The following is a 23213-nucleotide window of genomic DNA, read 5'->3' on the forward strand; positions in this document are numbered from 1 at the left end:
CCCTCAATGCGAGCGCGACGTCCGGTTCGTGATCTCTACCTCACCCCACGCGCCCATCCCGCGCAGCGGGTTCGTTCTTCGGCCCCAAACTGCCGGACCGGCATGCGCCTCATGTCGGGCGTGGAGGCAAACTTTGCCTCCACCAGCGCAAGAGTGACCATTCTATAGGCCGATCGGCCAGATGAGCACTTTGACTGATTTCAAGAAGGTGGACATTCTGGCGCTTCCAGCGAGTGGCGTACACAGGACGAACGCCGCATCTGGATCGAGTGCTGTTTCTGAGGGAGGACAGAATGGGCGTTTACGATCAACTTCGTGAACACCTCAAAAGACAAAGGCTGCCGGAGGCAATCCTAACTTTCGAAGAGATTGAAGCTATCACGAAGCGCATGCTCCACAACAGCGCCGCTCATCCACAATGGTGGGAGGATGATACCGAGCATCGAGACGCTGCGCAGGATGCTTGGGCGGACGCGGGCTAAAAAGTTTTCCTGCTTAAGCGAGAGGATAAGGTCCGTTTCGTCCGCTCTGATTGACTACTTTCGCCCGCCGACGCTGTTCCGCTGCATCTCACCCAGGACAACTCAGAGCAGCATCCGGATTTCTTCCTCGGCTGTCTCAACAGCCACACCCGATGCGACGAGCTGTCGGAGAAGGTTTCTCGCGATCTGGCGCCAGAAGCGATTGGCGTGCTCTCCGTCCTTGGATGAGAGTGCTTCCGCTACGACGCTGACGATTCTTCTCTGCCGATACAGCGGAAATGCACAAACGTTTGACTGCACTGAACCCCCACGCACCGAGTTGGGTGGAAGGTAGGGCCGTTTAGTTAACTGCAGGTTTCAGAGCAAGGCATGTGAATTAGTTCAGGCCACCACGTCGGGCCATGCAGCCTAACATCCGCTTCCTCTTTTTGCCGCAGACGGACTGGCCACTTGCTCCAAGGAAGGAGCTTTCGCTCTTCGTTTTCTTCGACCTAATGAGTGCACACTGTGGCGACAAGCAGTGTCGCAGGGTCGATGCTAAAGGTGCTCTTCAGGTCAGTGCCGAACAGCCGAAGCCAAGCGTCCTGGGCACGATAGGCGAGCGCCTCGCGCTCCCCTGGACAGGCGAAGCGCATCTCGGCGGCGGCCTGGAGGTGGTGAACCATCTCGTGCACCAGCACCGACAGTTCGGCCGGGGTGCGGCCCGTCCAGCCTGCGGTAAGAAAGATGGTATTGACGCCTTCATCATAGACGGCAACGACCTCCGGCGACGAGACGGTAGACCCGGCGCCGTAGCGCATCGTGACAAGTTCGATCGCGGGCGCGGTGACAAGGGCGGGAGGCTGCGCCAACGGCAGGTCGTAGTTCGCTGCGAGCCATAGTCCGATGGTCTCGAGCACAGGCGGCGTTTCTACCGGCTCGGCTGCGGCGGCCGGATTGGCCGCGGCGAGACACACGACGGCGAGCCCTAAAACTGATCTGCGCATGAGCGCCTCCTCGGGTGATCAAGCCGAGGCTGCGCCCGCCGGCGCAGAAGGTCATGAAAGCTCTCTGAAAGAGTCACGAAATCCTGCTATAATCTGGCCGTCGCACCCTCGGGCTCCGGTATGGATTACCCACGCAGCATTCGCTTCGGCGATTTCGTCCTGAACCGTACGCGCGGTTGCCTTCAGGATAGTTCCGGCACGGAGCGATTCTTGCGGCCGAAGTCATACCGGGTGCTTGAAGTGCTCGCCGAGCGACGCGGACAGCTGGTCAGCAAAGACGATCTCGTTCAGGCGACTTGGCCGGATGTGTTCGTCTCCGATGACTCCCTTGCTCAATGCGTAAGCGATATCCGCAGAGCGCTTGGCCCGGAGGGGATGGGCCTGCTGCGAACGGTGCCAAGGCGAGGATATATGCTCGTAGGCCCGGGCTCAGAGGCGGAGGAGCCGGTCGAGCCTGGCTGGAAGCGCTGGATGGCATGGACGAGCGGGCTGACTGCAGCGCTCATAGTGGCGATGGCCACTCTCTGGCTCGCGCAACCGCGGGATTCCGTGGTGGAACTCAGCGCGGCAGATGGAGCGGTTGTGCAGGCAAACGAGCTCATTACGGCACGAGACTGGCGGCGGCGTGGGGACAACGAAGAGGCACGGGGCCTTCTCGAGGCCGTGGTGGCCGACAATCCCGGACATGCAGGGGCTTGGGCAAGCCTCGGATTGACCTACTGGTTGGAAGTTCAGCACCTTGCGTGGGGAGGCGGTCGTCGTGAGATGGCGCGGGCGCTCGAGATGGTGGAGCGCGCAGTGGCGCTTGGGGGCGGTGCGCGATCGCACCGGCTGCTCGCAGAGATGCGGCTACTCTCCCCCTTCCCGGAAATGCGTTCTCCCGTCGACGCACTGGCAAATGCCCGAGCGGCGGTGACGATCGATCCTGAGGATTCCGACAACCTGGCGGTGCTTGCCCAAGCGCTGGCCCTGACAGGCCGATCGGACGAGGCGGTCCTGACAATCCAGCAGGCGCTGCGCCTCGATCCGACGCCGCAGGACTGGCACCACCAGGTCGCTGGCCTGAGCTACCTGCTCGCGGGAGAACCGGCGCGAGCTGCAGAGGAACTTGGCCCGCTCTATGGCGCCGGGACTTTCGCAAACGCGCGGTGGTGGCCAGGATGGCTCTTCGCCGCGAGCCTTGCTCATGCCGGCCGGCTGGAAGAAGCGGCCAGGGTCGTCACGGCCGCGCTTGGGCACCGGCCCGAGCAGACCGTTACGGGCGTGGCGCAATCGTTCGATGGCCTAGCCGACGAAAGCGGCCTCGCCATTGTGCTGGAGGGGCTCAGGTTGGCTGGCATGCCGGGCTGATCCCGGCTACTTGGCGTAGGCGCGCGCCTGCCAATCGCCGTACCGATCGCGAAATTGCAGATAGCTCTTCCAGGCATCGGCGAGCAGCGGGTCTCGGGCGGTCTCCTCCGCGATGACCTCGTTCCACGCCTCCCTCAGATCGAGAAGCACTTCGTCAGGCCAGGCATGCAGCTCGACGCCCATAGCGCGAAAAGCCGCGATAGCCTCGACCTGTTCAACCGCTGCCTCGGCCGCGGTCCAGGACAGGGTGTCGCCGCACGCAGTCTCCAGCACGGCCTTTTGGTGATTTGATAGCGCGGCCCAGGTCTTCTGCGGCATCAGAATTTCAAGTGAGGTTACCGGCTGCTGCCAGCCCGGGAAGTAGAGGTACTTGGCGACCTCCGCGATGCCGAGTTCGGCATCGATGGACGGCAGCGAAAATTCGGCCGCATCGATCAGCCCAGCTTCCAGCGCCGGCCGGATCTCCTCGGCTGGAAGTTCGTAGGGGACAACCCCAAGCTTCTGCAGAACCCGAGCGCCGTAACCGAAGCTGCGCATAGCCAGCCCCTCCAGATCGGCGGAACTCTCGACTGGCGCAAGGAACCAGCCTCCGCCTTCTGCGGGAAGAATACCGCAATAGAGGCTCTTCATTTCGTGGCGCGCGTAGATCGCCTCCAGTGCCTCGGCACCACCGCCCCCTTTCATCCAGGCGGTAAAGCCGGCCGGGTCAGGACCAAAGGGAAAGCCGGTAAAGATTGTCAGCGCAGGATCCTCGCGGTGGTGATGGCCTGCCGAGCCCCACACCGCGTCGACCAGCCCTGAGTTCAGGGCGCCGAAGGTGTCCTGGTCGAGCACCAGCCGGTCATGGACCTCGATGATAAAGCCGCCGTCCGACAGCCGCCGCACCGTTTCGGCGAAGCGCTCACCAGCTTCGCCGAAGAGCTTGGGATGGAGCAGACTGTTCATGCGCCAGTGCACGACCCCTTCCTGGCTAGCGGCAGGGCCCGTAGCAAGCCAGAGGGCGAGCGTCAGCCTGCCAAGAGGACGAAGAACTTGGAAAGGACTCGGCATGGCTCCACTCTCACGCCGCGGCGGTTGAAATCCCTCGCCGTTGGCCCTCGAACTTACCACGTTTCAGACCGAGTAGTCTAAGCCGTAACAGGAGTCCCGGGACATCTCGGACGGAAGATGCGTGCAAGAACCCCCATCCCACGGCAAGCGGCAGGGCCCGGCTGAGGCGAAGGTCTGCCAGGGGCTAGGTCGCGGTAATGTCAACGACTGAATGTCCGCTCTTAACGATCCATTACCCCGAAGCCGCCGGTCTGCTCTCGGCCCGCTCCAGTCATCAACGCGCCGCACAGCGGTCGTGCTGTTCCTTCGAAGCAGTGGCTGCAAGGTTCAATACCGGACCTCGCCCGGTCAGGTGCTCATACGAGGCCGGCTTTGCGAAGGCCATCCACGATCAGCTCGAAATCGTTGGGATCCTTGTAGGGCAACACTTTGCGGCGATGTTCCAGTGAGTATTGGGGGTTGACGCGAAACACTTCCTGCCACTCGCGACGGGCTTCTTCGAACCGACCCAGATGGCCGTAGCTCGCCGCCAGGAGCACGCGTGAGACGTCGGTGGAAGGGTTACGAACAAGTCGCCGCCTCAGGATCCCAATTGCCTCTTCGTACCTGCGCAACTGGAACATCGCTTGCGCCTGGAAGTGAAGGTACACGTCCGGATAATACGGGTTCAAGGCCATTGCCCTGTCGAAACACCGGAGTGCGTCCTCAGGCTTGCCGGAATAATGCAGTGCGTAACCGAGATTTTCGTGCCCCTCGGCAAGATTTGGCGCAAGAGCGATCAAGCGTTTAGCCGAGCAGATGGCCGCCTCATGCCGTCGCGAATACAATTCGACGATGCCCAGCGCCCAATGTGCGTAAGGATATCGATCGTCGAGCGCCACTGCCCGTGCCGCGAACATTTCCGCTTGTGCCATTGCGTTCGACCACGACGAGCTCCACTGGTTTGCATAGTCCAGTATGTTTGCGAACGCGAGGAACGCGTAGGCGGGAGCGAATTTCGGGTCGAATTCGACGGCGCGCTGCAACAGCTCCCGGCCCTTGATGTTTTCCGCTTTCGTGAACCGCCATAGCTGCTCTCGGCCATGAAGAAAGCAGTCATACGCGTCCAGGTTGCCGGTTTGCTCGGTCGCGAGCCGCTGCTGGTCGCTCTTTGTCAGGTTGAGCGCCAGCGCGTCGACAATTTGCTGCGTAACGTCATCCTGAACGGCAAAGATATCGGTCAGGTTGCGATCGAAGCGCTCCGCCCACAGATGTCCGCCAGTGGTCGCGTCAATAAGCTGCGCGGTGATACGTACCCTGTTGCCGGATTTGCGGACGCTGCCCTCCAGCACGTAATGCACGCCGAGGTTCCGGCCCACCTCCTGAACGTTCACGTTCCTGCCCTTGAAAGTGAAGGACGAATTGCGAGCGATCACAAACAGCTGCGACAGCTTTGAGAGAGCTGTGATGATGTCTTCGGAGATTCCGTCGGCGAAATATTCCTGCTCGGCATCACCGCTCATGTTGGCGAAGGGCAGCACGGCGATCGATAACTGAGGCGGTGCCGCCGTGGAAAGCAGAGCTTCCGAAAGTTCGTGGGTCACAGGCGCCTTTGCGTGAGCCGCGGTGCCGACTCGGAGTGAATAAACCCGGATCGGTTCGGCAATATTCTTGAGCTGGGTGTCGCCGAGATCACTGACCGAAACGTCTAGTCTCGTCTTGACTTGCCGATAGGCGTCTTCGGACAGGCAGATGGTGCCCGGGGCCGCGACACCCTCCAGACGCGAGGCGATGTTGACGCCGTCGCCCATCAGGTCGCCGTCGCTTTCTTCGACCACGTCGCCCAAATGTATCCCAATCCGAAATTCGATGCGGCGGTCCTCGGGCACGCCGGCGTTGCGCTCGACCATGCCATTCTGCACTTCTATGGCGCAGCGCACGGCGTCTACCACACTGCGGAATTCAACCAACGCACCATCGCCTGTGCGCTTGACCATACGACCGTTGTAGACGGCGATGGTCGGGTCGATCAGGTCGCTTCGAAGTGCCCGCAACCGGGCCAACGTACGATCTTCATCCGTGCTCGCCAGCCGGCTGTACCCGACCACATCAGCGGCAAGGATCGCGGCTAGCTTGCGGCTCTCGCTCACGGGCCAATCTCCTCGTATCCACAATAACACGAAGAGGCAGGGAAACATGAAAGTTCGCTGTCCCCAGAGCGGTATCCTGCACTCGCTAGAATTCTACACCCTACGCCGAAGTAATGGGGGTCATCCGGCGCAGCTGCCTGGCAAGCGACGGCCATCAATGCCCCCCTCAATGCTTCTTGAAATACTGCACCTCGCGTTCGTGCTTCTGCGCAGCCTCGCGGCTGTCAAACGTTCCGAGATTGCGGCGCTTGCCGGTTTTTTCGTCCTTCTTGCGCGAATAGAGGCGGCATTTCCCGTCTTTGAGTTTTCTGATCATCTGTCACTCCCGGAGCCACTGCTTCCCCTTGAGATTGCGCGCGGCTTGTTCGATCGCCGCCCGGTCGTTGCCCAGCCTGTCGATCAGTTCCTGCGCCTGTTCGCCCGATATGCCGGTGCGCACCGCCAGGGCCTCCACCGTCAAGACGTCGGAGCTCGCGACCTCGCGGGTTTCCGGCAGGGCATCGCCTGCCGTCAGCGGCAGGGCTGCCTCCCTGTCGATCTCGGCCTCGGCCCGGTGCCAGTGCCGCTCGGGATCGCCGTGGATCCCGCCTTCGCGTTCCCAGATCTGGTATGCGCGCTCACGGATCTTGTCTTCCCGGTCGTCGCTCATGCTGATTCCTCCTGTGGGTATTCGGATGAACGCCGCGCCAACACGAACGATCCAAGAAATCTGCGTGATCGGCGGTCGCACAGGCGCCATGCACTGCGGCCGCCAGTTCGCCGCTCAGCACCCACCTACTCGCACTGCCGGCGCGGGCCGCCGGAATAGGGCTGGTAGGTGTTGTCTTCCGGCCGATAGGAGCGGTAGCGGCTGAAGCAATATTGCACGTGGTCGGGCGGAAGCCAGGCGCCGCCGGTTTCATCCGCCGGAACATCGCCATCCATCGACCACGTGTCGGTCGCCTCGACATAGCTGGCGCCATCGTCGGCAGGCTGTGCGGCGCGGTCGGCCGCACCGGCATCGAGATAGGGCGAGACGCAGGGACGCTGCTCCCCGCTGTAGGAGATGTAGTGGTCGTCGCTTGGCCTGTAGGAGCGGTAGCGGCTCGCGCACCATTCCACATGGGCGGCGGGCATCGCCTGCTGCTCGTCCGTTGCCGGCATTGCCGGCTTGACGGAGGCCGTAGCGGTGGTGTCGGGCGACGAAGCTGCGGCATCGGCAGGTTTCGCGGCGCGATCAACTGGGGCCTGATCAAATGGGGCCTGATCAGACGGGACCTCTGCTACCTCTGGGACCTCTGGGACCGCTGGGACCTCTGGGACCGCTGCGACCTCCGTGACCTCTGGGACCGCGGGAAGGCGCTCAAGATGCTGCGAAGCGGGGTTGACCTTCCGCGGCTCCCTCGGCCACAGTTCGGCAACACTGGAAGTCGGAGCGACCGGCCGCACCGGTTCGGCGGAGAGAATCCACAGGGCGAAAGCCAATCCACTGGCGAAAACCGCCAGCGTCAGCACGAAGCCGCCAAGTACCGCCGATAAAGCTCTCACCTTGCGCTCCTTTGCCCCGTCATCTGTTAAAATGCGAGGCACTGGATCCGGTTCCAACTAGCGCGGCGTGCCAGGCAACTCGGACAGGCGCGGCTCGTGTGCGGGGGCGCAGTCGACCCGGGGCGGACACGGTTTTGTGGTGAATGTTGCGGATGTCGCCGAGGCTGGCTCCTCTCGCAGAACCTGGGTTCCTCGCCCCCACGAACGTGGGGGAGAGGTGGCTCGGCGAAGCCGAGACGGAGAGGGGGAATTTGCGCAGGCTTGCGCCATAAGGCCTTCATCCAGGGAGAGGTTTCCGTGTTTCGAAAGGCCCCTCTCCGGCCGCTTGGCGGCCACCTCTCCCCCGCTTGCGGGGGCGAGGAACCAAGGTTTCAGAGGTCGCCGACAAGCTCCGTGTAGGTCCTCACCGTCCCGTCCTGCCCGCGAATCCGCCAGGTCTCCCCGTCCCGCGCCTCGACGTAGCACGGCCCGAGCGGCACCTTGCCGCCGCCGTCCGGCAGGTCCAGCACGTAGACGGGGTTGCAGATGCCCGACAGGCGCGCCCGCAAGGCGCTGACCAGCGCCCGTCCCTCGGCAATCGTGGTGCGCCGATGCGCCATGCCGCGCGCGAGGTCGCCGTGGTGCAGGTAATAGGGTTTGACGCCGAGGCGGTACATTAGCTCGCGGCACAGCTCCTCCAGCACCTCGACCGTGTCGTTGACGCCTTTCAGCAGGACGCTCTGGTTGAGCAGCACGAAGCCGCCCTGCCGCAACGCGCGGCAGGCTTCTTCGGTGGCCGGCGTGATCTCCCGCGCGTGGTTGAAATGGGTGACGACTGTGACCATCAGCCGGCCCTGCAGCGAGCGAACCATTCCTGACGTGACGCGCGAGGGCAGCGCTACGGGCACGCGCGTGTGGATGCGCAAGAGCCGCACATGCGCAACCGCCTCGATGCGGGCGCGGATTTCTGCCAGCGCCCTGTCCGGCAGCGACAGCGGATCGCCGCCGGTCAGGATCACCTCGCGGATTTCGGGGTGGGCCTCGATATAGGCGAAGGCCGGCTCCAGCGCCTCGCGCGAAAAACCCCGGCCGATCGAGGTCAGCGACTCCTTGCGAAAGCAGAACCGGCAATAGACCGCGCACTGGTAGGTCGCAAACAGCAGAACCCGGTCGGCATGGCGATGCGTCAATCGCGGCACCGGGCTGAAGGCGTGGTCGGCGATCGGATCGTCGAGCTCGCCCTCCTGCTCAGCCAGCTCGTCGGGCGACGGGATGACCTGCGCCCGTATCGGATCGGCGGGGTCGCTCCAGTCGATCAGGTCGAGATAGGCTTTTGGGATGCGAACCTTGTGGCGCGTGGCCGCGGCTTGAGCCGCCGCGCGCTCGGCTGGCGAAAGCGGCAGGGAGTCGAGATCGCGCACCTGCCGCACGCCGGCGCGAACATCGCCCTGCCACGTGCTGTCGTAGGCGGGCTCGTCGTCGGCCGCCATGACGGCGTCGGGGGTATCGAGGTGTGAGGTCATCGCAGGCTCCTTGAATTCGGGCTGGATACAGCATTGGAGCCGGGGTGCGAACCCTTGCCGGATGCACTCGCGAACGCGCACGGCGCCGAAGCTGCCAATCTCCCCCCTCGTGGGGGAGATGCCCGGCAGGGCAGAGGGGGGCGCGAAGGATCGCCAACCTTGTTCGTTCTGAACGCGCAAAGGACGTTCTAAGCGAATGCGCGTGAGAGCGGATCGGTGAGAGAAGTCGGCGGGACAGCGCCCCGCTCTGTCCTGCCGGACATCTCCCCCACAAGGGGGAAGATTGGCAGCTTCAGCGCCCGCCTGGTTTCTCAGCACGCCCGTCCGGCTTCATGATGATCTCGCGATGCGGATAGGGGATGTCTATGCCGTTTTCCCTAAAAGTGTCCCACAGCGCCAGCAGCACCCTGCCGCGCACGTTGGTCAGGCCTTGCTGAGGGTCGTGGATCCAGAAGCGCAGCACGAAATTGAGCGAGGATTCGCCGAAGTCGGTGAGCCAGCAGACCGGCCGCCGGTCCGCTTCGACACGGCCGACGCTCATGGCGGCCTTGATGGCCAGTTCACTGACCTTATGCGGGTCGGCGTCGTAAGAGACCCCGAAATTCACGTCGAGCCGCACGAGGTTGTCGCTGAACGACCAGTTGATGACCCTTTGGGTGATGAAGTCTTCGTTCGGGATCAGGTACTCGCGGCCGTCGCGCGTCACCACCGAGACAAACCGCGCCCGCAATTCGCGCACCCAGCCGAAAGTGCCTTCGAGCGAAATGGTGTCACCCGGCTTGATCGACTTGTCGAGCAGGATGATCATGCCGGAGACGAAATTCGAAACCACCTTTTGCAGCCCGAAAGCCAGGCCGACGCCGACGGCGCCGGAGAATATCGTCAGGGCCGTCAGGTCTAGTCCGACGGAGGACAGGGCGATGGCACCCGCCACCAGCACAAGGGCGACCTTTGCGACCTTGCCGACGAGGACGCGGATCGAGGGCGTCAGCTCTTCGGAGATGCGGACGCGCTCGTCGATATACTTGCCGACGACCACCGCAAGCCAAACCGTGGCGATCAGCAGCAGCGCCGCTTTCAGCACCATGAGCGCCGAAAGGCGCACCGCGCCCAAAGGTATTGCGAGGCCTTCCATGAAAGTCGCGGCGTCGTCATCGATGCCCAGGATGACGAGGGCCGCATAGATCCAGGTCAGCCAGGCGAGAGCCCGCGCGACAAAGCGATTGCGGACGATGCGCGACAGCACCGACGCAAACAGCCACGCAAGCGATAGCGAGAGCGCGATATAGATGAAATGGGTCCGGCTTGGCCAGGTGACGGCGCGCATGAGAACGAGCGCGGCAAGCAGGAAGACCGTGAACAGAATCCAGTCGGTGCGCCGCAACAGGGCAACGACGACCCTCAACAGTCCGGGATGCCCCTTGATCTGGCGTGCCCGGTTCTCCACGAGCGGTTCGATGCGCTGCGCTGCGAGCTTCGCGACGAGGAAGAGCGTGACGATGATGGCAGCCTGATAGAAGAACCACGGCGTGACGGCGTAGTCGAACCACCGGCTGGCCCAGGCCAGCGATTCATCGATAGCGTTGCGAAAATCCATTCCCACACGACCGTTATGGAACAGCACAATGTCGCCGGCCTGGTGCAGGGTCAAGCCGGCGCTCTGCGCTTCAGCCCCGCGCCCCCGGCGCGCCTCTTGGCCGGTAGGCTCAACATGTCAGGCGTAGCCGCCGCCATGACGCGCGCGACCAGGAGGCGGCCGCCAGAATCATCAACTGATTGGAAACAACCGCTGGAAAATCGCCAGCGCGCAACATTGAATCACCATTACATTAGCTTGCTCTTAAATTAGATTTAGCGTATGTATGCAGGTGGCCGGTGATCTACCCCCCAACCGGTTAGGCTCGGCGCCAGTCCCGCCCCCCTCAGGCCAACGACGCCGGGCCGCTCGGGGTCTATTTCCTCTTTAAGTATCCCCTACTGTTCCTGTCGCGCAGTTGAGAAGTCGACCGATCGTCGGCCTCTTCGATAATCGATCAAGGGGCGTTCACCACCGGCGGTGAAAACATCGACGACGTCTGCGATCCCCTCAGGTGTCGGCCTTCCCGTCGCCAGCCATGGTCGCTAATCTCGGCTCACGGAAAGAGCTGGAGAAGCGGAATGGCGAACGACTTGTCGCCAAGGCTTTTGGCGATCGTCGATGCGCTGCCTTTGCGGCAGGGCATGCGGGTGCTGGAGATCGGCTGCGGCCCGGGTGCTGCGGCGCGCGAGATCGCGCGCCGGATTGGCGACGGCTACGTGCTGGCGATCGACCGCTCGGCCAAGGCCATCACGCAGGCCAGGGCCGCCTCGCGCGCCGAGATTGCAGCGGGCCGGCTGAGCCTGCGTCAGGTCGCCATCGAGGATTTCCAGTTGGAGGCGGACGAGAAGCATTTCGACATTGCCGTTGCGGTGCGCGTCGGCGCGTTTGACGGGCGTCATCCCGAGGCAGGAAAAATCGCCCTGCAACGGCTCAAGGCCGCGTTGACGGCGCAAGGCCGGCTGTTCATCGACGGCGGCGATCCGCTGCGCGAAATTGTGATACACGGCTGAGCAGCCCGTGCTTCCTTTCCGGAATCGAGCGTTTGGGTCATGATGAGCGGCAACGCCGCTCTGCGCCTCAGCTCCGCAACCCAGGCGCCTCCTGCCCGGTTCGCTCGACATACTCCGTATAGCCGCCGCCATAGGTGTGGATGCCCTCCGGCGTCAGTTCCAGCACACGGTTCGACAGCGCCGCCAGAAAATGCCGATCGTGCGAGACGAACAGCATGGTGCCTTCATATTGCGAGAGCGCCGTGATCAGCATTTCCTTGGTGGCGATGTCGAGGTGGTTGGTCGGCTCGTCCAGCACCAGCAGGTTGGGCGGGTCGAACAGCATCAGCGCCATCACCAGCCGCGCCTTCTCGCCGCCCGACAGCACCCGGCATTTCTTCTCGATCTCGTCGCCGGAAAAGCCGAAGCAGCCAGCAAGCGCCCTGAGCGGCGCCTGGCCTGCCTGCGGAAAGGCGCCCTCCAGCGTCTGGAACACGGTGCGTTCGCCCTCCAGCACTTCCATGGCGTGCTGGGCGAAATATCCCATCCTGACGCTGGGACCGCGCGCCACCGTGCCATTGTCCGGCTCGGAAGCGCCGGCGACCAGCTTCAGCAGCGTCGACTTGCCGGCGCCATTGATGCCCATCACGCACCAGCGCTCGCGGCGGCGCACCTGGAAATCCAGCCCCTGATAGATCGGGCGGCTGCCATAGCCCTTGTGGACGTTCTTCAGCGTCACCACGTCCTCGCCGCAGCGCGGCGCCGGCTGGAAATCGAACGACACTTTCTGGCGGCGTTTTGGCGGCTCGACGCGGTCGATCTTCTCCAGCTTCTTCACCCGGCTCTGCACCTGGGCAGCGTGCGAGGCGCGCGCCTTGAAGCGCTCGATGAAGGCGATCTCCTTGGCCAGCATCGCCTGCTGGCGTTCGAACTGCGCCAGCTGCTGCCGGTCGGCGATCGCCCGCTGCTGCTGGTAGAATTCATAGTTGCCGGAGTAAGCGGTCAGCGAGCCGCCATCGATCTCGACCACCTTGTCGACGATGCGGTTCATGAACTCGCGGTCGTGCGAGGTCATCAGCAGCGCGCCGTCATAATTCTTCAGGAACTGTTCCAGCCAGATCAGGCTTTCCAGGTCGAGATGGTTGCTCGGCTCGTCGAGCAGCATGGCGTCGGGCCGCATCAGCAGGATCCTGGCCAGCGCCACGCGCATCTTCCAGCCGCCGGAAAGTTTTCCGACGTCGCCGTCCATCATCTCCTGGCTGAAGCCGAGGCCGTCCAGCACCTCGCGGGCGCGGCCATCCAGCGCATAGCCGTCGAGCTCCTCGAAACGCGCCTGCAGGTCGCCGTAGCGGGCGATGATGGCGTCCATCTCGTCGGCGCGATCGGGATCGCCCATGGCCGCTTCGAGCGCGCCCATCTCGGCCGCCACTTCGCTCACCGGCCCGGCGCCGTCCATCACTTCGGCAACCGCGCTGCGGCCCGCCATGTCGCCGACATCCTGGCTGAAATAGCCGATGGTGACGCCGCGATCGACCGAGACCTGGCCCTCGTCGGGCTGCTCCTCGCCGTTGATCATGCGAAACAGCGTCGTCTTGCCGGCGCCGTTCGGGCCGACCAGGCCGACCTTCTCGCCCTTCTGCAAGGAGGCGGAGGCCTCGATGAAGACGATCTGCCGGCCGTCCTGCTTGCTGATGCTTTCCAGTCGAATCATGCTTTTCACGCGCGCCCAAGGGAGTTTCCCCGCGCCAATACGCGAAAGGCGGCGCCTGCGGAAGCCCGCAAATCAATCGGAATACGACGCCACATTCGAAGTTCGAACTGAATTGGCGGAACCTCAGATAGGGCCGGCAGTTTAGAAAGATGACCTCAAACAGCGAAGGAAAACGAGATGAAGACCCTAACCGCTATTTTGCTCGCCACCTCAATGATCGGGCTGACGGCCGGCACGGCAAGCGCTACCTGCCACGACACGACCGCATCGATCGAAGCTCAATCAGGCGTCGCAAAAGACGCAACGCGCGCGCCCCTCGAAACCGACGCGAATACCGGTAACAGGGTAAAGGGCGGCCCGGCCAACAAGACCGGCAACACCATGCCGCTTGCCAACCAGGAAGCCGGCGGCGATAAAAACCTTGCCACCTCGCAGCAGGATGTCGAGGCGCAGCAGGAGGGCGAGAAGACAGCAGCGGCCAAGGCCGACCCCTGCAAGCCGGACTGACGCGAATTGAAAAGCCGTTTGCAGACGGCGCGCCGCAGCACAAGGCGAAGCGCGATGGTCACCCGATCCCGCCGGTCACCACGTAGGCGCCGGCGGCGCGTCCGTCCTCAAGACGCACGATAGCGGTGACGATCGAGCCGTACGAGCCACGCCAGACGCTGTGGATTCTCTCATGCTCGTTGGCCGGCACCACCGCGCGCCCGGTCAGGCGCGCCCCGGTCTGCTGCATGGTGACAGGCTCGCCGTTGACATGCACCTTCACACGAGTGTCGGTTCCGGCCCCGCCATCGATGTCGAGCATGATGGTTATCTCATCGTCATCACCGGCATGGCGCGTCTCGGCGGCAAGCGTGACGGTCAGCGGCGGCGGCTCGCCGGGCGTGCTCGCGTTGTGGCGGGCGAAAAAAACATCGTCGGGAAGTTCCGGCGTGCGCGGCGGGCGGCTGCGGCGCCGGCCAAAACGCTCGAAGTCGCCGGCCAGCCGCAGCAGCTTCGTATCCTCATAGGCCTTGCCGGCAAAGCTTAGGCCGACCGGCATGCCGATATCGGCCATCGTGCCCATCGGCACGGTGACGGTCGGAATGCCGAGATGGCGCCACACCAGATTGCCGTTGGCGACCCAGGTGCCGTTGCGCCAGGCCAGCGCAGCGGAGGCCTCGTCGACATCCGCATCGGCCCGACCGACATCGGCGACGGCGGGAAACACCACTGCGTCGAGCCGTTGCGCGCCGAGCCAATCCTCGAAACCGATGCGCCGCGTCGCCTCCAGGCCTTTCACGCCAGCCTCCAGCTCGGGAATGGTCAGGAATGCCGTGACGCCGCGCTTGGCCCGCTCGACATATTCCGCCACATCAAAACTGTCCTCATAACGGTCCGGCAGCGTGCCCGGCGGCTGCGGAAAGATTTTTGCGCCGTCGACCGACGCGAGATCGGCGATGGTAGGGTCGGCATTGGCGCGCAGGAAATCGTCCCAGGCGAAGACGCACAGGTCCCAGATCTCGCGCTCGGCGAATCCTTTGGGAATCAGCCCGCGATCGACCATGTTTTTTGTGCCCGGCCGGTCGCGCTCGTAGTTGGAGACGACAGGAAAATCGACCTCGACCACATCAGCGCCGAGCCGCCGCAGATCGGCCGCCGCCTGCTGCCACAGTTCCAGCACCGAGGCGCGGGTCTGGATCGCAATTTCGGCCTCCGTATCGCGGCCGATATACATGCGGGGCACGCCGAGCCGCATGCCTCGCAGCGCTCCCTCCAGATCGAGGCCGGTGTAGCGTGGCGGCCGTACATCCGAGCTCTTCGGCAGCGCCACCCAGGGCTGCGCACACCAGAAATCGCCCCTTGTGTTCGGGTCGTCGGCAACGATCACGTCGAGCAGTTCGAGCATGTCGGGCACGCTGCGCGTATGCGGCACCACCACGTCCATCGTCGGCACCAGCGGCCAGTTGCCGCGCACGGAAATGACGCCGCGCGACGGCGTGTAGGCGACCAGCGCGTTGTTCGACGCCGGCGCGCGGCCCGACGACCATGTCTCCTCGCCAAGCCCGAAGGCGGCGAAGCTGGCGGCGGTCGCGGTGCCGGAGCCACTCGACGAGCCCGACGCGAAGGCGGCGGTCAGGTAATCGGCATTGTAGGGGCTTTCCGCCCGGCCGTAGACGCCGCGCTGCATGCCGCCATTGGCCATTGGCGGCATATTGGTCAGTCCGATCAGCACCGCGCCGCCGGCCCGCAGCCGCCCGATGGTGAAGGCGTCCTCGTTGGCGATGAGATGCTCGAAGGCCGGCGAGCCGGCGGCGACTGTCATGCCTGATACCTTGTAGCTGTCCTTGGCGGTATAGGGGATGCCGTCCAGCGGCCCGAGCGCAGCACCATTCCTGCGGCGCCAGTCGGACGCGGCCGCCTCCTCGAACATTTTGGGATTGAGCAAGGGAACGGCATTGAGGGCGATGCCATGGCGGTCGTACCTGGCGATGCGCCTGAGATACGCGCTGACCAGTTCGACGCTGGTGACGGTGCCGGCCTCCAGCGCCCGCCGCAGCTCTGCGATCGACGCTTCGACGATGTGGAGATCGGTCACTGTGGGAAAGCCAAACGTCTGTTATCCGCAACAGTTTCAACTATGATCTTTACCTACAATGTCTTGGTGTCCAACAGACCGTCTTCCTTCATCATATCCAGATAAATCTGGACAGCGGGATGGCCATGGGATGAAGCCTTGAGCAGCCATTTGGCAGCTTCTTTGTAGTCCGGCTGTCCATTGATGCCGCGATAGTACAGCATCCCAAGACTGGCTTCGGCATCGACATTTCCCGTTTTCGCGGCAGCCAGCCACCAGAACTCAGCAGATTTGTGGTCTCTGGCGATGCCTTCACCATTGGCATAGGCGTATGCCACGAGGAGCTGGGCCTGGGTATCTCCCTGCTTTGCGGCCTTGAGCCACCACGAAACCGGGTCCGCCTTGCTTTGGCTAACACCAGCGCCTTTCGAATAGGCGACCCCCAGGTTCAGTTGCGAACTGACGTCTCCCTGATTGGCCGCCTTGAGCCACCAAGACGCTGCGTCCGCATCGCTTTGGGTAACACCGTTGCCGATTGAATATGCATAGCCAAGCGCGGCTTGTGCCTGGGCGTTGGCGTGTTCGGACGCTTTACGCCACCAGACGGCAGCCTGAGCATGATCATGTTGAACCCCCCAACCCTGTGAATAGGCTTGGCCAACAGCGAATTGAGCGTTGGGATATCCCTGATCGGCCGCCTTACTGAACCAGGAAAATGCCTTTGCGTCATCCTTGCCCACGCCTTTTCCCAACGCATATGCAGTTCCAACGGCATATTGCGCATCGGCGAGGCCACTGGCCGCGGCTTTCATCCACCATTCGAACGCCCTGCGGTCATCCTTCGCCACCGCCCGGCCTTCTGAATAGAGAACGCCAAGGAAGTGTTGACCATTTGCGTGCCCATTGTCCGCAGCCTTCCGCGCCCACATTAAGGCCAACTGATCGTCTTTTCCGATACCTCTGCCATCATAATAAGCTTGGCTGAGGCCGGACGCACCATCTAGGTTTCCTGCCTCTGCGGTCTTGCGCCAAAAGTTCACTGCCAGCGCGTCATTCCGAGCAACGCCTTGGCCTAACCAATACATCAAACCAATATTGTTCTGCGCATCGGGGTTGCCGGCGTCGGCCACTATCTTCCAGTGGCGGAATGCCTCGGCGTAGTCCTTGTCGAGGAATGCCGCTTGCGCCTTCTGGATGGCCGACCACTGAACGTAATAATTGCGAGCTGGCCAAAACAGCACGACAGCAGCCAACACAAGCAAGACGATGGGAAAGATTCTTCGGCGATGTGGCACGGGCAAAATGGACACAGTTGTGTTCGCCTCAAGCGGCCAGTCTTCACTGCTCACGTTCGCCAATCCATTTGTCGTTAGCGGTAATCATTAGCGCACGCCGCCTCTTTCCGAAATATTCGCACCTTGAAAATCTAATCAATCTGGCGCTCCGGCGAAAAGCACCACCCCGTCTCCGCCGCCCGCCGGCCAGTCCCGGATGGTGCGGTCGTAGCCGCCGGTCAGCACCGTGCCGTCGGCGGCGAACGCCACCGCGTAGACCGGACCGGACCGGCTGTCGAACAGGGCGATCTCGCTGCCGGTTTCCATGTCCCACAGCCGCGCCGTGCCGTCGAGCGAGCCGGACAGCAGCCGCTTGCCGTCGGCGGACAGCGCCAGCGCATAGACCGTGCCCGAATGGCCCTCGAGGCGGCGGACTTCGCGGCCGGTGTCGAGATCCCAGAGCTTGATCGTATAATCGCCGCTGCCGGTGATCAGATGGCGCCCGTCGGCCATGAACAGGACGCCATAGGGGCCGCGCTCATGCCCGTGCCAGCTGCGCAGCTGCTTGCCGGCGCCGATGTCCCATAGTTTTAGCGTGCCCTCGATACTGCCGCTGATCGCGCGTGTGCCGTCGGGCGAGACGGCGACCCCGCTGATCGACCAGTCGTGCCCCGGCATCACATGCAGCACCGAGCCCTTATCGATATCCCAGACGATGACCCTGCCGGTGTCGTGTCCGCTGACGGCACGTTTGCCGTCCGGGCCGATCGCGAGCTTGTTGACGCCGCCGTTCTGGCCTGACGAGAAGACGTGCAGCACCGCGCCATCGGCGAGCTGGCGCAGCACGATCTCGCCATCGTCGCCCGCCGTCAGCGCCCGCGCCCCATCGGGCAGGAAAAGCGCGGTACGCGCCATGTCCTTGTGGATGCCGAGGGTGCGGATCAGGCGCTTGCCATCGATATCCCAGAGCTTGATCGTGCGGTCGGTACTGGCGCTCATGATCGAGTGACCGTCGGACGCCACCGCCAGCCAGATGACGGGCTCGCGGTGGCCATCGGGCTGCGTCGGCTGCGGCGGCGGAGCCTGAGGCAGCGGCGCGACGGTCTGCGGTGGCGCAGCCGGGGCTGGAGCAGGCTCCGGCGGTGAGACAGGTGGGGCAAGCGCGACCTCGGATGGCGAGGCAGGAGCCGCTTCCGGTTCCGGGGCCGGTGCGCTGGTGACCTCTTGGCTTTCCGGCGCGCTCGGCACGGTTTGCTGGGCGATCAGGCTTTTGCCGGCGTCCTGTGGCTGCCGCGACCAGGGGCCGAGTTGGTCGGCCACCAGAGCGAGCACGGCGAGGAACGGAACGACGGCAAAGAGCCGCCGCAGGCGTGGTCGTCCGCCGGGTTGCAGTTCGGCGCCCCTGCCGAACAGAGGCGTCTTCGGAGCGAGCGTCGATCGGCCCGGCAACAGGCCGGCCCAGAACAGCAGGGCGGCAAGAGCTGAGAAAACACCCGCGGCGCCGAAAAAAGCCAGGCGCGCGGACGCGAAAGCGTCGCCGGCGCCCTCGCCGCCCAGCGCGAAATACACGCGTGTGAAGCAGAGCATGCCGATCGCCAGCAGCAGCATTGCCAGCAGCCTGTCGACAAACCTGTACATCGGGCTCCCCTCGCGCCGCTGTTCGCTTCGTCCGCAATGATGCAGGTCGGCGCCGGGTTTGTCGATGCCCGGTCAATTCCGAAGAGCGAAACAGCGAGCGCAAAACGCGCGCCTGCGCCAAAGCGCTCGATATGGCCTGGCGACACTCTTGGTCGCCGCAATGTTGCCCGGTCGCGCGCTAGAATCGCCTGCCAGGGAACTCAGCACCGAGGCCAAGGGATGGATGATTGGAAACTACCTTGGGACGGCGGCTGCCTGTGCGGTGGGATACGCTTTCGCATAAGTGCGCCGCCCTTGCTGACCATGGCCTGTCATTGCACCGGCTGTCAGAAGCTGAGCGCGAGCGCTTATTCCCTGACCATGGCCGTGCCAAGCAGCGGCTTCAGCGTTACGCAAGGCGAGCCGGTGGTCGGCGGCATGCATGGCCCGCACCGGCAACTCTACTGCCCGCACTGCAAGAACTGGATGTTCACACATCCGCACGGCCTGGACTTCTTCGTCAACGTTCGCGCGACCATGCTGGATGAGCATCATTGGTATGTGTCCTTCGTCGAGGTCTTCACGTCGGAAAGCCTGCCCTGGGCAACGACCGCCGCCAGCCACAGCTTCGCCACCCAGACCGACCTTGAGGGGTATACGCCATTGATCGAGGCCTTCGCCCGCGAAGGCGCGCGACCGGGCTGACCGGTTGCGCATGAAGGATTAAGATTGGCGAAACCGCCAATGACGGCCAATCTCCGCCCTCACCGCAACTCCACCCACACCGGGGCGTGGTCGCTGGCGCCGGGCTCGCCGCGGACGTCGCGGTCGATGCCTGCCCCGGCCAGCCGGCGCGTCAGTTTCTTGGACAGCAAGATATGGTCGAGCCGCAGGCCGGCGTTGCGCGGCCAGCGATTGCGGCGATAATCCCAGAATGTGTAGAGCGTCTCCTTCGGGTGTTTTTTGCGCAGCGCATCGGTCCAGCCCTGGTCGAGCAGCGCTGCGAAGGATTCCCGGCTTTCCGGCTGCACCAGCGCATTGTCGTCATAGGAGCGGGTCGGATAGATGTCGCGCGGCTCGGGCACGATGTTGTAGTCGCCCGCCAGCACCACCGGCAGGCCGGTGTCGAACAGTTCTTCCGCATGCGCGTTCAGGCGTTGGTGCCAGGCAAGTTTGTACTGGAATTTCGGGCCGGGCTGCGGGTTGCCGTTCGGCGCATAGAGGCAGGCGACGACGATGCCGCTAACCGCCGCCTCGATGTAGCGGGCCTGGTTATCGCTGTCGTCGCCGGGCAGCGCCTCGCGGGTCAGAACCGGTTCTGAACCCCGCGCCAGTATTGCGACGCCGTTCCAGGTCGGCTGTCCCACCCAAACCGCGCCATAGCCGGCCGCGGCGAGTGCTGTGCGCGGAAACTGCGTCTGCCTGGCCTTCAGTTCCTGCAGGCAGACGATGTCGGGCTTGGCGACAGTCAGCCAGGCGAGCAGGTTCTGCAGCCGGCCGTTGATGTTGTTGACGTTGAAGGTGGCGATCTTCATCGGCCTGCTTCAGCGCACGATGCGCTCGGTCCACGCCTTCACCGCATCGGCGAGTGTCTTCAGATGATCGGCAGTGGAGAAGCCGGAGATGCTCTTGCGCGGCTTCAAATCGTGGTCGCCATCTTCCAGCCACCGCATTTCGATGGTGTCGGAAAGATCGTAGGTCGCGACCTCGTCCCTGGTGCCGAATTCGTCGCGTGTGCCCTGAAAAATCAATGTCGGCGTCTTGAGACCGGCGAGGTGTTTTGTCCGAAGCTGCGTCGGTTTCCCCGGCGGATGGAAGGGATAACCGAGGCAAAGCAGCCCTGAAATCTCGTCCTTCGAAAACATCTCGTCGGCGATCATCGAAGCGACGCGGCCGCCCATCGACTTGCCGCCGATGATGAGCGGCCCGTTCACGCCCTTCGCCCTGAGGTCGGCGATCGCCTTGATGTATTCCGGGTTCACCGTCTCGGCGCGCGGCGGCGGCTTGCGGTGGCCGTAGCGGCGGGCCGCCATGTAGTGGAATTCAAAGCGCGCAACGCGGAACCCGGCTTCGGCCAGCGCTTTTGCCGTGGCATTCATCGAGGCAGAATCCATCGGCGCGCCGGCGCCATGGGCGAGCAGGATGGTGATGGGAGCGGTGTCTGGGCCGTCGTAGAGGAAGGTGGTCATGGGGCGGCCCACTCATCCCACTTATAGAGGCCGCGTTCCGTCCCACCCCCCTCTGGCCTGCCGGCCATCTCCCCCTCAAGGGGGGAGATTAGCAGCTTCGTCTCCCCGCCCACTCCCCAACGGTGGTAGTTGGCGAAACCGTCGGTGACAGCCAATCTCCCCCCTTGAGGGGGAGATGTCCGGCAGGACAGAGGGGGGTGTTCAAGCGCGACCAAACGAGCCCTCACCCCGACATCCGCGCCAGCTGCAAATTGATGAACTGAATACCCTTGGCCGCCATCCGCGCCCATTCGGAGCCGGCGTCGAGCTCGAGATAGCGCGACCAGTTCCGCCGCGCCTCGGCGAGGTTGCCGGCGTCGAACTCCAGCCTTGCCAAGTTGAACACCGCGTCGGCATAGTTTTGGTCGAGCGCTATCGCCTTCTGCAGGTGCCGCCGCGCCGAGGCCTCGCGACCCTCATCGCTCATCAGCCCGGCCAAATTGAACCAGGCCTCGACAAAGCCGGGGTCACACTTGATGGCGCGGGCATAGTCGTGCGCCGCCTCGGCCGCGCGTCCGGCGGCGCGCAGGCAGTTGGCGCGGTTGAAGGCCGCGATCGCATCGCCCGAATCGATGGCCAGGCAGCGCTGGTAGAGTGCTGCCGCCTGCTCGTGGTCTTCAGCCTCTTCCGCGGCTTCGGCGTCGGCGAACATTTCTTCCAGCGTGTCGTCATCCGGCGACCCCAAATCGAACAGCAGCTGGCCGTCGAGTTCGCTCTGGCCGCCCTCGAGGTAGATCTGATCGGCACGCCCATGCTGCGAGCCGACATTCAGCGACTTGGCGGTCAGCGAGGCGATCGGACCGCAGCGGTGCACCGAGCGCGCGATCGCCCCCCACGAGGCGCCGCCGGCAATCAGCCCGGCATATTTGCGGGCCAGGATCAGGTCGCGAAACGAATAGGGTTCGCCATCATGCTCGAAGGCATCGAAAAGCGACAACAGGTCGAGGTCGGCGGCGGCAAGCCGCGACTGGTCAATGAGCGACTGCCTGGGCAGCGCCGAAGCCTCCGGCGCCTTGATCAGCCCGAGCAGGCGCAAAAAACCGTTTTCGCTGATCAGCTTGCGCCCGGCCGCACGCTCGGCGGCGACGCGGCGCTCGATCTCGGCATCCCCGGCCTTGGCCAGAAGCGTGCGGCCGAACACGACATGGCTGGTGCGCCTGTTGACGCCGCGTCGCAACTGGCCCTGCCGGCGCTCGACTTCACGCGCCGCCAGCCTCAGCGGGAACGCCGCCAGCGCGCCGATCGCGCCGAAGACGCTGCCGGAAATCATACCGGTGGGCGCTGTCACCCTTTGCTCTTGCCGACGGCCTTGAGCAGATTGGCCTTGAGCGGATTTTCCTTGGCCGCGCCGGCGCCGCCCCTGGCGGATTTCGTTGCCGGTTTCGCCGCTTCATCGGCCTTGCTCTTGCTCTTGGCCGGCGGCTTGGCCGATTGCGACAGGCTGGCCTTCAGCGCATCCATCAGATTGATCACGTTGCCGCGCTCGGGCGCGGCGGCGATGATCGGCTTGTGACCCTTGAGCTTCTCGCGGATCATCGCCATCAGCGCGATCTCATAGCGATCCTCGTAGTTCTTCGGATCGAAGGTGGTTTCCTTCTGCTTGATCAGCGCTTCGGCAAGCTGCAGCATTTCGGGGTCGGGCTTGCCGGCCGGGATGTTGCCGAAATATTCAGCCGTGCCGCGCACTTCGTTCGGGTTCCTCAAGGTGCAGACGAACATGCCGTTCTCGCGCGCGCCGATCGTCACCACGCGCTCGCGGCTGGACAGCACCAGCCGCGCGATCGCCAACTTGCCGGACTTGCGCATCGCTTCGCGCAGCACCGCGAAGGTTTCCTCGGCCATGGCGCCATCCGGCGCCAGATAATAGGGCGCGTCCTGATAGATGACGTCGACCGAATGCTCGTCGACGAAGGCTTCGATATTCATCGTGTGGTTGGATTCGATGCGCACCGCCTCGAGGTCGGCATCGTCGATGATGATGTACTGCTTGTCCTCGTATTCGTAGCCCTTGACCAGATCCGAGCGCTCGACCAGCCCGAGCTCGGGATCGACCGGCTTCATGTTGATGCGGTTGTGGGTGTCCTTGTGCAGCTGGTTGAAGCTGATCCGCTCACTGGCACTCGTCGCCGGATACAGCCGGACCGGACAGCTGACGAGACTGAGCTTGAGGTAACCTTTCCAACTTGCCCTGGGCGCCATGAAACTCTCCTACGCGGCCGTGCACCGTCG

Annotated in this window: 22 protein-coding genes; 5 read left to right on the top strand and 17 right to left on the bottom strand. The window is 63.8% G+C overall.

The genetic code is table 11. The features are described 5' to 3' along the window. The first annotated feature begins 293 nt into the window (after nt 1-293). Nucleotides 294-482 carry a hypothetical protein gene (locus AC0L2M_RS31180; RefSeq protein WP_473536834.1) on the top strand — a complete coding sequence of 63 codons (189 nt, stop codon included), beginning with the start codon at nt 294-296 and terminating at the stop codon, nt 480-482. 102 nt (nt 483-584) lie between these two features. Here the strand turns inward: AC0L2M_RS31180 and AC0L2M_RS31185 are convergent, their stop codons facing one another. Together AC0L2M_RS31185 and AC0L2M_RS31190 are read right to left on the bottom strand one after the other, a co-directional pair. Next, a complete protein-coding gene (locus AC0L2M_RS31185; RefSeq protein ID WP_353682563.1) occupies nt 585-797 on the bottom strand; it encodes a DUF6074 family protein in 213 nt (70 codons plus the stop codon). A 176-nt stretch (nt 798-973) separates the two neighbouring features. Further along, nucleotides 974-1468 carry a DUF6647 family protein gene (locus AC0L2M_RS31190; RefSeq protein ID WP_245477812.1) on the bottom strand — a complete coding sequence of 165 codons (495 nt, stop codon included), beginning with the start codon at nt 1466-1468 and terminating at the stop codon, nt 974-976. A 210-nt stretch (nt 1469-1678) separates the two neighbouring features. Between AC0L2M_RS31190 and AC0L2M_RS31195 the strand changes: the two genes are divergently transcribed. Continuing rightward, nucleotides 1679-2818 carry a winged helix-turn-helix domain-containing protein gene (locus AC0L2M_RS31195; RefSeq protein WP_473536836.1) on the top strand — a complete coding sequence of 380 codons (1140 nt, stop codon included), beginning with the start codon at nt 1679-1681 and terminating at the stop codon, nt 2816-2818. 6 nt (nt 2819-2824) lie between these two features. On the opposite strand, the gene AC0L2M_RS31200 is transcribed toward AC0L2M_RS31195, so the two are convergent. From AC0L2M_RS31200 to AC0L2M_RS31230, 7 genes are all read right to left on the bottom strand, one after another. Then, nucleotides 2825-3763 (bottom strand): TRAP transporter substrate-binding protein, encoded by a 939-nt coding sequence (locus AC0L2M_RS31200; RefSeq protein WP_198032584.1) that lies wholly within the window; start codon nt 3761-3763, stop codon nt 2825-2827. Nucleotides 3764-4224: 461 nt separating this feature from the next. Then, nucleotides 4225-5997, bottom strand: coding sequence for an adenylate/guanylate cyclase domain-containing protein (locus AC0L2M_RS31205; RefSeq protein WP_473536837.1), 1773 nt, complete (start codon nt 5995-5997; stop codon nt 4225-4227). 166 nt (nt 5998-6163) lie between these two features. Further along, on the bottom strand, nt 6164-6313 hold the full coding sequence (locus AC0L2M_RS31210; RefSeq protein ID WP_287346162.1) for a hypothetical protein: 150 nt from the start codon (nt 6311-6313) through the stop codon (nt 6164-6166). A 3-nt stretch (nt 6314-6316) separates the two neighbouring features. After that, nucleotides 6317-6646, bottom strand: a complete 330-nt coding sequence (locus tag AC0L2M_RS31215) for a DUF2934 domain-containing protein (RefSeq protein WP_287346164.1) — start codon at nt 6644-6646, stop codon at nt 6317-6319. 125 nt (nt 6647-6771) lie between these two features. Next, a complete protein-coding gene (locus tag AC0L2M_RS31220) occupies nt 6772-7140 on the bottom strand; it encodes a BA14K family protein (protein ID WP_287324292.1) in 369 nt (122 codons plus the stop codon). Between the two features lie 755 nt (nt 7141-7895). Further along, nucleotides 7896-9026 (bottom strand): KamA family radical SAM protein, encoded by a 1131-nt coding sequence (locus AC0L2M_RS31225; RefSeq protein WP_287346168.1) that lies wholly within the window; start codon nt 9024-9026, stop codon nt 7896-7898. Between the two features lie 292 nt (nt 9027-9318). Next, nucleotides 9319-10623: a mechanosensitive ion channel family protein gene (locus tag AC0L2M_RS31230; protein WP_473536885.1), complete on the bottom strand. Its 1305-nt coding sequence runs from the start codon at nt 10621-10623 to the stop codon at nt 9319-9321. Nucleotides 10624-11183: 560 nt separating this feature from the next. On the opposite strand from AC0L2M_RS31230, the gene AC0L2M_RS31235 reads away from it, so the two are divergent. Beyond that, nucleotides 11184-11615 carry an SAM-dependent methyltransferase gene (locus AC0L2M_RS31235; protein ID WP_473536839.1) on the top strand — a complete coding sequence of 144 codons (432 nt, stop codon included), beginning with the start codon at nt 11184-11186 and terminating at the stop codon, nt 11613-11615. Nucleotides 11616-11682: 67 nt separating this feature from the next. On the opposite strand, the gene AC0L2M_RS31240 is transcribed toward AC0L2M_RS31235, so the two are convergent. Further along, complete coding sequence (locus AC0L2M_RS31240; RefSeq protein ID WP_473536841.1) at nt 11683-13305, bottom strand: ABC-F family ATP-binding cassette domain-containing protein; 1623 nt, start codon at nt 13303-13305, stop codon at nt 11683-11685. Nucleotides 13306-13482: 177 nt separating this feature from the next. Between AC0L2M_RS31240 and AC0L2M_RS31245 the strand changes: the two genes are divergently transcribed. Next, nucleotides 13483-13812, top strand: a complete 330-nt coding sequence (locus tag AC0L2M_RS31245; RefSeq protein ID WP_023799016.1) for a hypothetical protein — start codon at nt 13483-13485, stop codon at nt 13810-13812. Between the two features lie 58 nt (nt 13813-13870). Here AC0L2M_RS31245 and AC0L2M_RS31250 read toward each other — a convergent pair whose 3' ends face one another. From AC0L2M_RS31250 to AC0L2M_RS31260, 3 genes are all read right to left on the bottom strand, one after another. Next, nucleotides 13871-15886, bottom strand: coding sequence for an amidase (locus tag AC0L2M_RS31250; protein WP_473536842.1), 2016 nt, complete (start codon nt 15884-15886; stop codon nt 13871-13873). A gap of 53 nt (nt 15887-15939) precedes the next feature. Then, entirely contained in the window at nt 15940-17214 is a 1275-nt protein-coding gene (locus AC0L2M_RS31255; protein WP_473536843.1) for a tetratricopeptide repeat protein, read from the bottom strand. A gap of 81 nt (nt 17215-17295) precedes the next feature. Then, the gene (locus tag AC0L2M_RS31260; RefSeq protein ID WP_473536845.1) at nt 17296-18777 is read right to left on the bottom strand and encodes a WD40 repeat domain-containing protein; all 1482 of its coding nucleotides are present in this window, start codon (nt 18775-18777) and stop codon (nt 17296-17298) included. A gap of 219 nt (nt 18778-18996) precedes the next feature. On the opposite strand from AC0L2M_RS31260, the gene AC0L2M_RS31265 reads away from it, so the two are divergent. Beyond that, nucleotides 18997-19461, top strand: coding sequence for a GFA family protein (locus AC0L2M_RS31265; protein WP_473536846.1), 465 nt, complete (start codon nt 18997-18999; stop codon nt 19459-19461). 59 nt (nt 19462-19520) lie between these two features. On the opposite strand, the gene AC0L2M_RS31270 is transcribed toward AC0L2M_RS31265, so the two are convergent. The 4 genes from AC0L2M_RS31270 to ku form a co-directional block, all read right to left on the bottom strand. After that, nucleotides 19521-20291, bottom strand: a complete 771-nt coding sequence (locus AC0L2M_RS31270) for an exodeoxyribonuclease III (RefSeq protein WP_473536847.1) — start codon at nt 20289-20291, stop codon at nt 19521-19523. Between the two features lie 9 nt (nt 20292-20300). Next, a complete protein-coding gene (locus AC0L2M_RS31275) occupies nt 20301-20945 on the bottom strand; it encodes an alpha/beta hydrolase family protein (protein ID WP_473536848.1) in 645 nt (214 codons plus the stop codon). A 223-nt stretch (nt 20946-21168) separates the two neighbouring features. Continuing rightward, nucleotides 21169-22254, bottom strand: coding sequence for a tetratricopeptide repeat protein (locus AC0L2M_RS31280; protein ID WP_473536886.1), 1086 nt, complete (start codon nt 22252-22254; stop codon nt 21169-21171). Nucleotides 22255-22268: 14 nt separating this feature from the next. Next, complete coding sequence (ku, locus tag AC0L2M_RS31285; RefSeq protein WP_287173086.1) at nt 22269-23183, bottom strand: non-homologous end joining protein Ku; 915 nt, start codon at nt 23181-23183, stop codon at nt 22269-22271. Nucleotides 23184-23213: the final 30 nt, after the last annotated feature.

It is taken from the genome of Mesorhizobium sp. WSM4806 (genome assembly GCF_055811635.1).